This is a genomic window from Rhodococcus sp. 14-2470-1a (assembly GCF_002259425.1).
Lineage (GTDB): Bacteria > Actinomycetota > Actinomycetes > Mycobacteriales > Mycobacteriaceae > Rhodococcoides > Rhodococcoides fascians_E.
The window spans coordinates 1-12,958 of the sequence record NZ_NPFZ01000004.1 but is presented as its reverse complement, the minus strand read 5'-3'; the positions used below and the strand labels follow the sequence as shown (position 1 = coordinate 12,958).

The window sequence follows — 12,958 nt, the reverse complement described above, 5'->3', positions numbered from 1 at the left end:
TCTCCTCACGTCATTGTTCTCGCACGATACCGAAGAGTCGAGCGCAGAGAGCCGCGTATCCGGCGGGATCGGGTAGGCCGGACTCGGCGCGATCGAGGAACTTCTCGAAGTCAGGCACTACGCCGTCCTCGACGACCGAATTCAACTGGGACATCGCCGACGCCAGCGCGGACCGCGCGGTCACCGCATGGGGGTTTCCGGATTGCACATCCCAGTAGACCTCCGGTTCACCGCCCGTCACCCGAGCCAGTAATGCCAGGGCGGTACGAGCAGGGGGAGGGGCGAGAGCGTGCACGAGCGCCGGGTCGACGTCGAGCGAGGCGAGAGCAGATCCGAACGCCAGCACAGCAGCGTGGGTCAGAGCCTGCGTTGCGGCAGCCACCCGGTCGTGCTCGTCGGCGTTCACTCGCACGATCAGCCCGCCCCACGTTTCGAGACGAGCAAGAAATTCGCCGACGCGGGGGCCGTCCCGGTGGACGACCGCCGCGACAGGGCGTCCGTCCATCCCGAGGGACGGAGCGAACATCGGATTGATACCGAGCACGGAGGCATGCGTCCACCGAGCCTCGACCGAGGAGGCGAATCGGGACTTCACCGACAGTGTTTCGACCAGCAGTATGTCCCGGCCGGAATCCGGTACCTGCGCGGCAAGAGCTACCGATTCCGGGACCGCCAGGACGACGACGGTCGTCGACGCCAACAACTCGCGGAGCGTGTCGTCCGGATCGACGATGTTGCCCTGCACATGGTCACAGCCGTGCTGCGGATCGCCGGTTGCGTCGACATCCACGGTGACGACGGACAGCCCGTCGGAGACGAGGAGCCCGGCCAGAAGGGTGCCGACGGCTCCACGGCCACCGACCACGACAGCGTCATTCGACTTCATTCGTCGAGTATCACCGCTGTCGGCTCGCGGCGGAGATCCAGATGGTGATGTCCGCGTGGACGACCTCGACTCCGGCGCTGTCGCGAATCGACACCGGCACGACGACGTCCGAACCCTCCGTGACGGTTGCCCAATCGGGTGAATCGAGCAGGGCTACCGCGGTCAGTGATGTGGTGGCCTTGGTCAGATAGCGCACCGTCATCTCCTTCGGGATCCAGCGATGCGTCGGTGGCACCGTCGCTTCGGCGAGCATGCCCATGGCCACCTCGGCGAGATTGCACGCGGCGATCGCGTGAAATGTGCCCAAGTGGTTCCTGATTCCCCACCACTTCGGGGCAGTCACCTCGCAACGACCTGGCTCGAGGGACTTCACGCGGGGGAGGACGGATCCGAAGTACGGGACCCTGAGACACATGCCGATGGAGAAGATCGTCTGCCCGACGACGTTGTCGGGGAGCTTCTTCCACAGGCCGTAGGTAGTGCTGGTGGCGGTCATGCGCGTATCTTACTGCCGAGTAAGGTGCGCGGGTTCCGCGTGCGACGAATCCGCATCGAGAGGGATTTGTGCTCCGGCGCGGTCTACGGCATACTGGTCGGGTTGCCTGGACACGGGACGCGCTTTCGTGCGGCCTTCGCCAGGTAAGAGCAGAACAGGACCAGCACTCCACGTGAGTGCGTTCGGTTTGCCGGCTCGGAGATGAAGGAACGCCTCGCGCACCCGGTCATCGAAGAAGAGCAAGCGGAAAGAAGTGTCAGTAGAAATACGACACGCCCGACCGCGTGGACCGGAGAACCATGACAGATGAACAGCGGCAACGGATCGGGTCCTTCCTGATCGCCAACGTTCGGTTCGTCGTGTGAGCACGAGGGCAGTTCGAGTCTCCTCGGTTTTCGCCGAGCGGCTCGGGGACTGTGCAGACGAGGTGGAGCAGGCCATGAGGCCGGCTTCACGACAAGCGGCAAGAAAAGGACACTAAGCGTGGCGGGACAAAAGATCCGCATCAGGCTCAAGGCCTACGACCACGAGGCGATCGACGCGTCAGCGCGCAAGATCGTCGAGACGGTCACCCGTACGGGTGCCCGCGTCGTCGGACCGGTGCCGTTGCCGACCGAAAAGAACGTGTACTGCGTCATCCGTTCGCCCCATAAGTACAAGGATTCGCGCGAACACTTCGAGATGCGTACTCACAAGCGGCTCATTGACATCCTCGACCCGACGCCGAAGACGGTCGACGCGCTCATGCGCATCGATCTGCCTGCCAGTGTCGACGTCAACATCCAGTGAGCGCGGAGACAACGATGACTGATAACAAGAATCGGCCTGCCACAGGCATTCTGGGCACCAAGCTCGGAATGACTCAGGTCTTCGACGAGAACAACCGCGTCGTTCCCGTGACCGTGATCAAGGCCGGACCCAACGTGGTCACCCAGATCCGCACGCAGGAGCGCGACGGCTACAGCGCCGTCCAGGTCGCCTTCGGCGCGATCGATCCCCGCAAGGTGAACAAGCCGACCACCGGCCAGTTCGAGAAGGCAGGCGTCACGCCTCGCCGCCATGTCGTGGAGATCCGCGTCGCCGACGCCTCGCAGTTCGAGGTCGGCCAGGAGCTCACCGCTGCAGTGTTCGAGGACGGCGCTTTCGTCGACGTCACCGGCACCAGCAAGGGCAAGGGCTTCGCCGGCACCATGAAGCGCCACGGATTCAAGGGCCAGGGCGCAAGCCACGGCGCCCAGGCCGTGCACCGTCGTCCGGGATCCATCGGCGGTTGCGCCACTCCCGGTCGCGTCTTCAAGGGAATGCGTATGTCCGGCCGCATGGGTGGCGACCGCGTTACCACGCAGAACCTCTCGGTCCACAAGGTGGACAGCGAGAACGGTCTGCTCTTGATCAAGGGAGCAATCCCGGGCCGTCGCGGCAATGTCGTGATCGTCAAGTCTGCATTGAAGGGTGGTGCTCGGGCATGACCAGCCTCGAGAAGAAGACCAACCTGACGCTCGACGTCAAGGAAGCCGGCGGCAAGACCAACGGCACCGTCGATCTCCCCGCCGAGATCTTCGATGCGCCTGCCAACATCGCGCTTCTGCACCAGGTCGTCGTGGCTCAGCTCGCTGCTGCTCGTCAGGGAACTCACTCCACGAAGACTCGTGGCGAGGTTCGCGGTGGCGGCAAGAAGCCGTACCGGCAGAAGGGCACCGGCCGGGCTCGTCAGGGCTCGACTCGCGCTCCTCAGTTCGTCGGCGGTGGCACGGTCCACGGACCGCAGCCGCGCGACTACAGCCAGCGCACCCCCAAGAAGATGAAGGCAGCTGCATTGCGCGGTGCGCTCTCCGATCGGGTTCGCAGCGAGCGTCTGCACGTGATCACCGAACTGGTTGCCGGACAGACTCCGTCGACCAAGGTCGCGAAGTCCTTCCTCGGTGAGATCTCCGATCGCAAGAAGCTTCTTCTTGTTGTCGGCCGCGAGGACGTTGCAGCGTGGAAGAGCGTTCAGAACCTGGACGGCGTGCACCCCATCGCACCCGATCAGCTCAACACGTACGACGTGCTCGAAGCCGATGACGTCGTCTTCAGCGTGGAAGCGCTGAACACGTTCATCGCAGGGCCTGCGAAGAACGAGGAGGGAAGCAAGTGACCACCATCGCCGATCCCCGCGACATCCTGCTTGCACCGGTCATTTCCGAGAAGTCCTACGGACTGATCGAGGAAGGCACCTACACCTTCCTGGTGCACCCGGATTCGAACAAGACGCAGATCAAGATTGCCGTCGAGAAGATCTTCGACGTCACTGTGACCAGCGTCAACACGCAGAACCGTCAGGGCAAGCGCAAGCGGACCCGCACCGGTTACGGCAAGCGCAAGGACACCAAGCGCGCGCTCGTGACGCTCTCCGCCGACAGCAAGCCCATCGAGATCTTCGGAGGTCCGGTCGCGTAAGCGACTGGGACTCTTCGGATATAAGGACGAGAAGACTCATGGCAATCCGTAAGTACAAGCCGACCACTCCGGGCCGCCGCGGCGCCAGTGTCTCCGATTTCGCGGAGATCACTCGCAGCACGCCCGAGAAGTCGCTGATTCGCCCCCTGCACGGTCGCGGTGGACGTAACGCACACGGTCGTATCACCACCCGGCACAAGGGTGGCGGTCACAAGCGTGCATACCGTCTGATCGATTTCCGTCGCAACGACAAGGACGGCGTGCCGGCCAAGGTCGCTCACATCGAGTACGACCCCAACCGCACCGCCAACATCGCACTGCTGCACTACGCAGACGGCGAGAAGCGCTACATCGTCGCCCCCAAGGGCATCGCTCAGGGTTCGCCCATCGAGCAGGGTGCAGGCGCCGACATCAAGCCGGGCAACAACCTGCCGCTGCGCAACATCCCGACGGGTACGACCGTTCACGCGGTCGAGCTTCGTCCGGGCGGCGGCGCGAAGATGGCACGTTCGGCCGGCGCGAGCATCCAGCTCCTCGGTAAGGAAGGCCCCTACGCGACCCTGCGTATGCCGTCCGGCGAGATCCGTCGCGTCGACGTGCGCTGCCGCGCAACCGTCGGCGAGGTCGGCAACGCCGAGCAGTCGAACATCAACTGGGGTAAAGCCGGCCGTATGCGTTGGAAGGGCAAGCGCCCGACCGTTCGTGGTGTCGTGATGAACCCGGTCGACCACCCGCACGGTGGTGGCGAGGGCAAGACCTCCGGTGGACGCCACCCGGTCAGCCCCTGGGGACAGCCTGAAGGCCGTACCCGCAAGAACAAGGCGAGCGACAAGCTGATCGTCCGTCGTCGTCGTACCGGCAAGAACAAGCGCTAGGAGGGAGTTCAGAATGCCACGCAGCCTGAAGAAAGGCCCGTTCGTAGACGATCACCTCCTCGCGAAGGTTGACGTCCAGAACGACAAGGGAACCAAGCAGGTCATCAAGACCTGGTCCCGTCGATCGACAATTCTCCCCGACTTCATCGGTCACACCTTCGCCGTCCACGACGGTCGCAAGCACGTGCCGGTGTTCGTGTCCGACTCGATGGTCGGCCACAAGCTCGGAGAGTTCGCACCGACCCGCACGTTCAAGGGTCACATCAAGGACGACCGGAAGGCGAAGAGGCGATGAGCAACACCGAAACCGCCAACCCGACTGCCAAGGCCGTCGCGAAGCACGTCAGCGTCACGCCCATGAAGGCTCGTCGCGTCGTGGATCTGGTTCGCGGGCGCTCCGTCGAGGACGCGCTCAACATCCTGAAGTTCGCGCCGCAGGCAGCCAGCGAGCCGGTCGCCAAGGTGATCGCCTCCGCAGCGGCCAACGCAGAGAACAACCTGGATCTCGACCCCAGCACGCTGATCGTCGCGACCGCGTTCGTCGACGAGGGCAAGACGGGCAAGCGATTCCAGCCGCGCGCTCAGGGTCGTGCTTTCCGGATCCGCAAGCGCACCAGCCACATCACGGTGATCGTCGAGAGCCTGCCCAAGACCGGCGGAACAAGTCGTAACCGTCGTAAGGGCCAGGCGTCCAAGGAAGGGGCTCAGTAGTGGGTCAGAAAATCAACCCGCACGGCTTCCGCTTGGGTATCACCACTGACTGGAAGTCGCGCTGGTACGCAGACAAGCAGTACTCGGAGTACGTCAAGGAAGACGTCGCCATCCGCAAGCTCCTCGCCACCGGCATGGAGCGCGCAGGTATCGCGAAGGTCGAGATCGAGCGCACCCGTGACCGTGTCCGCGTGGACATCCACACGGCACGTCCGGGCATCGTCATCGGTCGTCGTGGCGCCGAGGCCGACCGCATCCGCGGAGCTCTCGAGAAGCTGACCGGCAAGCAGGTCCAGCTGAACATCCTCGAGGTCAAGAACGCCGAGTCCGAGGCTCAGCTCGTGGCTCAGGGTGTTGCAGAGCAGCTCAGCAACCGCGTCGCTTTCCGTCGTGCAATGCGTAAGGCCATTCAGTCGGCCATGCGTCAGCCGAATGTCAAGGGCATCCGTGTCCAGTGCTCCGGCCGTCTCGGCGGCGCCGAGATGTCACGCTCGGAGTTCTACCGCGAAGGCCGTGTGCCCCTGCACACGCTTCGTGCGGACATCGACTACGGCCTGTACGAGGCAAAGACCACCTTCGGCCGTATCGGCGTGAAGGTCTGGATCTACAAGGGCGACATCGTCGGTGGCCGTCGTGAGCTGGCCGCCGCTGCACCTGCTGCAGGCAACGATCGCCCGCGCCGTGAGCGTCCCTCGCGTCCGCGTCGTTCCGGTGCTTCGGGCACCACCGCGACGAGCACCGAGGCAGGCCGTGCGGCATCCGCAGAGGCTCCGGCCTCGACCGAGCCGAATCAGGAGGGCTGACGATGTTGATCCCACGCCGGGTCAAGCACCGGAAGCAGCACCACCCGAAGCGATCGGGTGCGTCCAAGGGCGGCAACCACGTGACGTTCGGTGACTACGGTATCCAGGCTCTCGAGCCTGCCTACATCACCAACCGTCAGATCGAGGCCTCCCGTATTGCGATCACCCGCCACATCAAGCGTGGCGGCAAGGTCTGGATCAACATCTTCCCGGACCGTCCGCTCACCAAGAAGCCTGCCGAAACCCGAATGGGTTCCGGTAAGGGTTCGCCCGAGTGGTGGGTCGCGAACGTCAAGCCGGGGCGCGTGCTCTTCGAGCTCTCGTTCCCCGACGAGGCCGTCGCACGTCAGGCCCTGACGCGCGCAATCCACAAGCTGCCGATGAAGGCACGCATCATCACCAGGGAGGAGCAGTTCTGATGGCTACCGGAACCCCAGCCGCAGAGCTCCGCGAGCTCACCGGTGAAGAGCTGGTCACCAAGCTGCGTGAGTCGAAGGAAGAGCTGTTCAACCTTCGTTTCCAGATGGCTACCGGCCAGCTGGACAACAACCGTCGACTGCGCACCGTTCGTCACGAGATCGCGCGCATCTACACCGTCCTGCGTGAGCGTGAGCTCGGTCTGGCCACTGGTCCTGCCGACGACACTGCAGGTGACGCGGCATGAGCGAGGAAAAGACTGTGACTGAAGGACGCAACAACCGCAAGACCCGCATCGGATACGTCGTATCCGACAAGATGGAGAAGACGATCGTGGTCGAGCTGGAAGACAGGGTCAAGCACCCTCTCTACAGCAAGGTCATCCGTCGGACCACCAAGGTCAAGGCACATGACGAGAAGGGCGACGCCGGAGTAGGCGATCGCGTTCAGCTCATGGAGACCCGCCCGCTGTCCGCCACGAAGCACTGGCGACTGGTCGAGGTCCTCGAAAAGGCCAAGTAAGCATTCACTGCTGCGAAAAAGCCCACTTCCCTTCGGAAGTGGGCTTTTTCGTGTCGTTGGAATGGTTCAGTTCGCCCGGGAGAGTCGCAGGACTTCCTCCTCGGTCGGAGGGCTCTTGGGGTGGTACGTCAGGCAAAGTGCCGTTGCTGTTCTGCGGAATTCGGTCCCCTCGACTGCGGCGTAGAACTGGCCGGTGGGCAGACGTGCAATGTCGGGCACCGAGCCACCCTTCGCGCGAGCGATCTCCTGAGCGGTGTTGATCTGCACCGGGCTGTTGAGCAGACCGTAGAACTGAGTCGCCGCGTTTCCGGCTATGTGGGGATGCAAGCCTTTGGGTGCTTGGGTCGCGAACACCAGTCCGAGTCCGTACTTGCGTGCCTGCGACGCGAGCGCGAGTGTGCTTCTGGTAGCCGCAGTCGTACGGCCGGATGGGGCGAAGTTCTGCGCCTCGTCCATGACGAACAGCCCACCGAGTGGGCGATCTCCTGCGGGGTTGCGCTTGATCCAGGCGAACAGGCCCATCTGCAACTGGTTGACGAAATTGTGCTTCTGCTCGTCCGTCGTCAGCCAGCCGAGATTGATCACCGATACCCGCGCTTTCTTACCCGCGGCGGGGGTCAGAAGCACACCAGGGTCGACAGGCGTTCCCTCGCCGGCGAAGAGGGGATCGTTCGAGGCAGCAGCCTTGAGATTTTCCGCGAGACCGGACGCAATGCGCACTGCGTCGCGCATGTCGCTCGCACCCTCGGGAAAGTCTTCGAGTAGGTCGACGAAGCTGCCGAGTGTCCCGCCGCCGGATCCGCCGAACAGCACGAGCGCCTGCTTGAGAACGGCCCGGCCGTGCTTTGCCCGCGGCGACTCTCCCGTGACCATCGCGGCGGGAATGAGCGCAGACAGGGCCGATTCGACGGATGCGTCGAACTCGTCCTGGTCACCCACGACGGCCGCGAAGTCGGGCAAAGGTTGAAAACTTAGCGGGCGGCCGCTGGACTTACGGGGAGTCCAGACGACGATGTCGGTGTCGGTCAGATACGCGGCTGCTTTCGCCTCGTCGCCGGGCGGCCATGTGCGTTCGTCGGCGGGCCAGGGGGTGCCCAACCTCGCGAGGTCGTTGTTCACGTCCAGGACGATCGCCGAAACGCCCTGCAGCGCACACTCTTCGATGAGTCGACGGATCAGCACGGTCTTGCCCGAACCCGAGCCCGCGAAAATCGCGGTGTGCTTCCGCAGCGCTTCGAGAGGCACCGTGACATCCGCGTTGGTACTGGTCTCCTGGCCGATCGAGATCGATGCGACTCGGGCCGGCGACACTGCGAGAGTGGGCGCCGGGGGTTCCGCTTCCTGTTCGATGAGGGCGCGGTCGTCGTCGACAACGCTGACCGCGGGCAACACAGTCTTGAACAGCTCGATCGAGTGAGCGGGTTTGCGCACGAGCAACCACGAGGTCAACGCGGGTGAATTCTCTGCCACCAGCGTGCTCAACGCGGACAGCGAGCGTCGGTCATCCTCGGACAGCGGCACCTCGACGCCACCTGCACGGCGAAGTGCGGCAATTGTCTGCTCGGTCTTCGCTCCCGACGGCCACGGCGCGTTTCTGATGAGAATCAGACGGCGACGGGGCATGTCGATGTGTAGGCCCGCCGTCGACACGGCCCGCTCGACGCGCGCGAGAGCAGCCCGGGCGTTCGGCGAGGTGACCGCACGGAAGCACCAGTGCTCCTCGTCGTCGGTGTCGGTGTCGACGGTGTGGCGTAGGCGGGCGTGCAGAGCGGGCTTACCGCTGGGTGGCGGGTCCTGGGCAAGGCTGTCGTCGGAAGACTGGTGCTCGTGAATCCATGCGGTGAGGCCCGCAGACAGCAGAACCGGGACGAGAGAGTCCTCCGTATCGGGGACCAGAGGCGTCGAGACGTCGGCTCCGCGGCGAAGTTCTGCGTAGCGCTCGTCGAGAGCATCGAGTTCGCTGAGACGCGCATGGGGGAGTTCACCTGGCGCCGCCGAGCCCGTTCGATCGGCAAAGGACGTCAGTTCCGACGCCTCGCCGGTGTCGAGGCAGTGCCTGATGTGACGGTCCACCGCGATGAGAAGCTGACGCGGTGTGAAGTCCGGGGCTTGGTCGAAAGCCTGAGCAGCGACCGGCCACGTCTGGTGTGGAGGCGCGAACCCTGCTTCGAGGAAGCACGCAGCCAGTCGCCGCCCGAGTAGAAGTCGACCGACCTCGGACGAGGGAATCGGTTTGAGAGGCTGAGTGACCCGAAAACGATCTCGCATCGGGGCGACGCCACGTGCTGCGATGAGCTCCCATGCGCTCGACAGGGCGGACAGCACCGATGCCGTCCTCGGGAGCGTCTCACGGAGTGACATCAACCCGTGCGCGAGGTGCTCGACAACTTTGTCTTCTTGTTCGTCGGCGGCTTGTTGATCCGATCCCGTCCGCGCTTGCGCAACGAGTGTGTCGATCTGATCGATCGCGAGGACCGTCGGCCCGGTGATCGCCAGAAGCCGAGAAATGTTCTCGGCGATTCCCTGATGTCCGAGCTCGGCCCGGCGAATACCCCATGGCGCGAATTCCTGAGCGTCGACGTCGTCGATCGACTGCAAGTACGCGTCTCCGAGGTCCTGCACCGACGCATCGGGTGCAATCGAGAGAACCAGCGCTCGGAGTGTGTGTTGCGAGGTCCGACGATGCCGGGGATGGACCTTGTACACAGCCGTCACGAACTCGTCGAGTGTGGTCGGTTCGATCATGGATTCGCCCATGATCTGATGTCGCTGCTCGTCGGAGACCTGTCCGATCTCGCAGAGCCTGCGGAGCAGCAAAGACAGCTGGCTGTCCGTGCCCTCACCGGACGGACGCATGAGATCGTCGAGCATGCCCATCAGGGTCGAGCGCCAGAAGCCCGCGGCGTCGAGAAGTCGAATCAGGAAGAAATAGCCACCGCGACTCTGCACCTCTTCACGGACTTGGCCTAGCAGATGTGTCTTGCCGGAACCCGCGGGCCCACGGACCACGACACCGAGCGGGCTTGCATCGTCCGACGATTCGGCGTCGGAGTATGCGTTCATCACCTCGACGAATACTCGCTCGTGCATGCCCGGGACGTGAACGTTCGATTGAGAACGCCATACGTCGTCGGGAGTGGGCGCCCAGCTCAACCGGACCGATTCGAGTGCTCGGATCTGCTCTCGTGCCCCATCGTTGCTCGTCAGTGTCACAGCTCGATCTCCAGAAGGTGGTTGCGCTGATTCCCGACTACGACGGCTGCGTCGTGGTCCGCATCGGAGAGTGTCTTCTGGTTCTCCTCTGGGATCAACGACACGTCCGGCGCGCGCCGGAGGCGGACAAGGGCGTCGTCGAGCTCGTCTCGGGGGATGTCGGAGAGCTCCGTACGCAGGCGGGTGAGGCGAATCGGTCGTCCGGGCTCGGGTGCCAACCGGGCATAGGCTTCGCGGATGCGAGCCTCGACCCCTACTGGCTCGACCCCTGTTGTCTCGACCCCTGCTGGCTCGGCCGCAGACTGCGTGTCGACGACCGCATCGGATGTCGGCCCACTGCGCGGGGAGAAGATCTCCGCGGGCCGGGTCTGCGACGTATCGAGCCAACGACGCAGTCCGGCCAGGACAGTGAACAGTGCCTTGCCCGCACCGGTCGGTCGCGCCGGGGGAGCGCCACCCATGAGATCACTGCAGAAGCGCCACCCTGCGTCGGTCAGCTCCAGCGTCATCGGGCGCACTGCGGTGTCTACATCGATCAGGCCCATCTTCGTCAACTTGTCACGAGACGGCTTGTCGAGACTGGGTCCCAGGTTCTTCAACTCGGAATTCTTGACCGCAGTTGCCTCGGCCATCAACACCAGCAGGACGGCGGCCTCGGTGCCTGTCACGTCATCAGCGCTCAACGGTAGTTCCTTTCGATCGTCGTCGTGCCAGTGCTGCGCCGACGGTCGCGACCACATGCTCGTGGTCGTCGATCACCTGGCTGTTGGTGAAGCGCAACACGATAAATCCCTCGGTCTGAAGTTGGTTGTCTCGCATGCGGTCCGCGCCGAACTTCGTTGCCGCACGGTGTTCGTCACCATCGATCTCCACGACGACGCGTTCGGTCCGCCACAGTACGTCCACCGTGAAGGGGCTCGACAGCGAGCCGAGTCGCACTGCTCGGTTGTGCTCGCGGCCCGTTGCCCACGGCTGGTTGTCGAGTGCTCGGCAGAGAATCTTCTCCGGTTCGCTGCCGGGATGGGGGTGCCCGACGATCGGCGGATAGCTCAGCGGGCGGAATCGATCGACCACGGTGCTCACACCGATCGGCAAGGCGGCCGCAGTCACACGAACCGACGGAAATCTGTCGACGGCGGACACGTCGTCGCCTGAAATCCAGACTCCGATGCCGGCGCGAGCGCACAGCCACTCACTCGCTGTGGCGACGACGGACGGGTCGTAGGAGGTACCGACCACGAGCACGAGCGCCGCGCAGTGCTTGCCGTAAGCAGCCGCCACCAGGGAAGCAGAACCTGACGCTCTGGTCTCCAGTGGAATCCCATCGGCGTTCGGCGAAACCCCGGTAGCTGCTGCACTCGTGAGCCTCTCCAGATATGGGCCGAAATGCGAACTTTCGGCGGCTAGTCGACGAACCGCGACGCCTCTGGCGTCACCGTCGAGCGTGGACGTACCGCGAAACAGGTCGGACTCCGGGAGCCACAGCGCGGTCGTCTCGACGGCGGCTCGTTCGAGTGCGCTGACGACGTCGTCGACGAGGTCGCGGACGCCACGAGTGTGTGCAGCAGGCAATGCGAAGAACACGACCGCAGGTGCCCCCGCGGGCAGAGGATCGACGGATTCGGCCAGTTCCCGAACGGACGAACCGTGCAGCCGCACGACACGGTCCAGTGGTAACCCCGCCCACCACGACTCGATGTGTTCCCCCACCCCGTGAACCGTACCGAGTAATCGGCCTCGATGCCGATCGGTCACCGGCCGAGCAGACCTCCCAGCGCGCCGCCGACGCCCGCCTGTTCACCGCTGCCGCTGCCCCCGATCAGCCCGCCTGGAGGCTGCTCCGACGGCTGCACCACGACGAAGCCCTGCCCACCGAATTCCAAGGTGAACCGCTCGCCGGTGCTGCGCCCGATCAGTGTCCCGAGGCCGAAAGAATCGTTCTTCTTCACGCGGGTGGACAAGCTCGACGACCAGGCGACCGCGGCTTGCGGGTCCGCGAAGGTGGGCTGATCCACCTGAAGAACCACCGGCACTCCGTCGGTCGTGATGGCGATCCGACCGCGTCCAGTGAAGACGCAGTTGAAGAAACCGGCGTTTCCGCCGGAAGCAGCACCCTGAACGCGTTTGACGTCGTAGGACAGGCTCGACTCGAATGCCAGGACGTTGGCGCCGTTGATCGTGAGGCCGTCGTTACCGTCCAGATCGATGAGGTGCACGTCCTGGGCGGCGTTGGCGAGAAACAGATCCCCGTGGCCGGATACCTTCATCAAGGGCACGCCCTCACCGGACAATGCCTGTTTGAGCGCCCGCCCGAGCCCGCCGGAGCCCTTCGCCTCGAAGTGAAGATCACCCTGATACGCGACCATAGAACCAGCTCTGGCCATGATGTCGCCGTTCATACCGATGCGACACATTTTGCTGCCCTGCTTCTGAATACCGGCCCCGGGCACTTCCGCGTGGGCGGGTGCGAACAGTTCGCTTCTCATAGGGAGGTGTCTTCCTGATGTCGGGGTGGGGGTCGGGGTCGGACTTTTGTTTTTAGTGATACGGCGTCCAACGAGATCTACGCCCTCGTCGTCGTCGGGACGACCACTGC

At 64.2% G+C, this 12,958-nt stretch carries 17 protein-coding genes; 11 read left to right on the top strand and 6 right to left on the bottom strand.

Annotated features, from left to right (window positions below):
* Positions 1 to 10 precede the first annotated feature (10 nt).
* Positions 11 to 886: a prephenate dehydrogenase dimerization domain-containing protein gene (locus CH292_RS01685; protein WP_094653843.1), complete on the bottom strand. Its 876-nt coding sequence runs from the start codon at positions 884 to 886 to the stop codon at positions 11 to 13.
* A 10-nt stretch (positions 887 to 896) separates the two neighbouring features.
* Positions 897 to 1,382, bottom strand: a complete 486-nt coding sequence (locus CH292_RS01680; protein WP_094653842.1) for a hotdog fold domain-containing protein — start codon at positions 1,380 to 1,382, stop codon at positions 897 to 899.
* Positions 1,383 to 1,865: 483 nt separating this feature from the next.
* Here CH292_RS01680 and rpsJ point away from each other — a divergent pair, with 483 nt between their 5' ends.
* From rpsJ to rpsQ, 11 genes are read left to right on the top strand one after another with little or no spacing between them, the layout of a single operon-like run.
* Entirely contained in the window at positions 1,866 to 2,171 is a 306-nt protein-coding gene (rpsJ, locus tag CH292_RS01675) for a 30S ribosomal protein S10 (protein ID WP_003938093.1), read from the top strand.
* A 14-nt stretch (positions 2,172 to 2,185) separates the two neighbouring features.
* Entirely contained in the window at positions 2,186 to 2,851 is a 666-nt protein-coding gene (gene rplC, locus CH292_RS01670) for a 50S ribosomal protein L3 (RefSeq protein WP_026347512.1), read from the top strand.
* Positions 2,848 to 3,519 carry a 50S ribosomal protein L4 gene (gene rplD / locus CH292_RS01665; RefSeq protein WP_019663545.1) on the top strand — a complete coding sequence of 224 codons (672 nt, stop codon included), beginning with the start codon at positions 2,848 to 2,850 and terminating at the stop codon, positions 3,517 to 3,519. The genes rplC and rplD overlap by 4 nt, the downstream gene beginning before the upstream one ends.
* Positions 3,516 to 3,821, top strand: coding sequence for a 50S ribosomal protein L23 (gene rplW, locus CH292_RS01660; protein ID WP_019663546.1), 306 nt, complete (start codon positions 3,516 to 3,518; stop codon positions 3,819 to 3,821). Before rplD ends, rplW begins: the two co-directional genes overlap by 4 nt.
* A 38-nt stretch (positions 3,822 to 3,859) precedes the next feature.
* Positions 3,860 to 4,696, top strand: a complete 837-nt coding sequence (rplB, locus tag CH292_RS01655; RefSeq protein ID WP_019663547.1) for a 50S ribosomal protein L2 — start codon at positions 3,860 to 3,862, stop codon at positions 4,694 to 4,696.
* A 13-nt stretch (positions 4,697 to 4,709) separates the two neighbouring features.
* Positions 4,710 to 4,991: a 30S ribosomal protein S19 gene (rpsS, locus tag CH292_RS01650; RefSeq protein WP_008718309.1), complete on the top strand. Its 282-nt coding sequence runs from the start codon at positions 4,710 to 4,712 to the stop codon at positions 4,989 to 4,991.
* On the top strand, positions 4,988 to 5,407 hold the full coding sequence (gene rplV / locus CH292_RS01645; RefSeq protein ID WP_019663548.1) for a 50S ribosomal protein L22: 420 nt from the start codon (positions 4,988 to 4,990) through the stop codon (positions 5,405 to 5,407). Before rpsS ends, rplV begins: the two co-directional genes overlap by 4 nt.
* Positions 5,407 to 6,210: a 30S ribosomal protein S3 gene (gene rpsC / locus CH292_RS01640; protein ID WP_019663549.1), complete on the top strand. Its 804-nt coding sequence runs from the start codon at positions 5,407 to 5,409 to the stop codon at positions 6,208 to 6,210. The genes rplV and rpsC overlap by 1 nt, the downstream gene beginning before the upstream one ends.
* 2 nt (positions 6,211 to 6,212) lie before the next feature.
* On the top strand, positions 6,213 to 6,629 hold the full coding sequence (gene rplP / locus CH292_RS01635; RefSeq protein ID WP_019663550.1) for a 50S ribosomal protein L16: 417 nt from the start codon (positions 6,213 to 6,215) through the stop codon (positions 6,627 to 6,629).
* Complete coding sequence (gene rpmC / locus CH292_RS01630) at positions 6,629 to 6,874, top strand: 50S ribosomal protein L29 (protein WP_019663551.1); 246 nt, start codon at positions 6,629 to 6,631, stop codon at positions 6,872 to 6,874. Before rplP ends, rpmC begins: the two co-directional genes overlap by 1 nt.
* A complete protein-coding gene (gene rpsQ / locus CH292_RS01625) occupies positions 6,871 to 7,149 on the top strand; it encodes a 30S ribosomal protein S17 (protein WP_019663552.1) in 279 nt (92 codons plus the stop codon). The genes rpmC and rpsQ overlap by 4 nt, the downstream gene beginning before the upstream one ends.
* Positions 7,150 to 7,215: 66 nt before the next feature.
* Here rpsQ and CH292_RS01620 read toward each other — a convergent pair whose 3' ends face one another.
* From CH292_RS01620 to CH292_RS01605, 4 genes are all read right to left on the bottom strand, one after another.
* Positions 7,216 to 10,362, bottom strand: a complete 3,147-nt coding sequence (locus CH292_RS01620) for a helicase HerA domain-containing protein (protein WP_255122662.1) — start codon at positions 10,360 to 10,362, stop codon at positions 7,216 to 7,218.
* On the bottom strand, positions 10,359 to 11,045 hold the full coding sequence (locus CH292_RS01615; RefSeq protein WP_094653916.1) for a hypothetical protein: 687 nt from the start codon (positions 11,043 to 11,045) through the stop codon (positions 10,359 to 10,361). The genes CH292_RS01620 and CH292_RS01615 overlap by 4 nt, the downstream gene beginning before the upstream one ends.
* Positions 11,035 to 12,072, bottom strand: coding sequence for an endonuclease domain-containing protein (locus CH292_RS01610; protein WP_094653841.1), 1,038 nt, complete (start codon positions 12,070 to 12,072; stop codon positions 11,035 to 11,037). The genes CH292_RS01615 and CH292_RS01610 overlap by 11 nt, the downstream gene beginning before the upstream one ends.
* A gap of 41 nt (positions 12,073 to 12,113) precedes the next feature.
* On the bottom strand, positions 12,114 to 12,958 hold an 845-nt coding region (locus CH292_RS01605; protein WP_373454664.1), incomplete at its 5' end, for an AIM24 family protein.

Coding starts and splice junctions, on each gene's coding strand:
- CH292_RS01685 (WP_094653843.1), bottom strand. CDS start 886: ATGAAGTCGAATGACGCTGTCGTGGTCGGTGGCCGTGGAGCCGTCGGC.
- CH292_RS01680 (WP_094653842.1), bottom strand. CDS start 1,382: ATGACCGCCACCAGCACTACCTACGGCCTGTGGAAGAAGCTCCCCGAC.
- rplC (WP_026347512.1), top strand. CDS start 2,186: ATGACTGATAACAAGAATCGGCCTGCCACAGGCATTCTGGGCACCAAG.
- rplD (WP_019663545.1), top strand. CDS start 2,848: ATGACCAGCCTCGAGAAGAAGACCAACCTGACGCTCGACGTCAAGGAA.
- rplB (WP_019663547.1), top strand. CDS start 3,860: ATGGCAATCCGTAAGTACAAGCCGACCACTCCGGGCCGCCGCGGCGCC.
- rpsS (WP_008718309.1), top strand. CDS start 4,710: ATGCCACGCAGCCTGAAGAAAGGCCCGTTCGTAGACGATCACCTCCTC.
- rplV (WP_019663548.1), top strand. CDS start 4,988: ATGAGCAACACCGAAACCGCCAACCCGACTGCCAAGGCCGTCGCGAAG.
- rplP (WP_019663550.1), top strand. CDS start 6,213: ATGTTGATCCCACGCCGGGTCAAGCACCGGAAGCAGCACCACCCGAAG.
- rpmC (WP_019663551.1), top strand. CDS start 6,629: ATGGCTACCGGAACCCCAGCCGCAGAGCTCCGCGAGCTCACCGGTGAA.
- rpsQ (WP_019663552.1), top strand. CDS start 6,871: ATGAGCGAGGAAAAGACTGTGACTGAAGGACGCAACAACCGCAAGACC.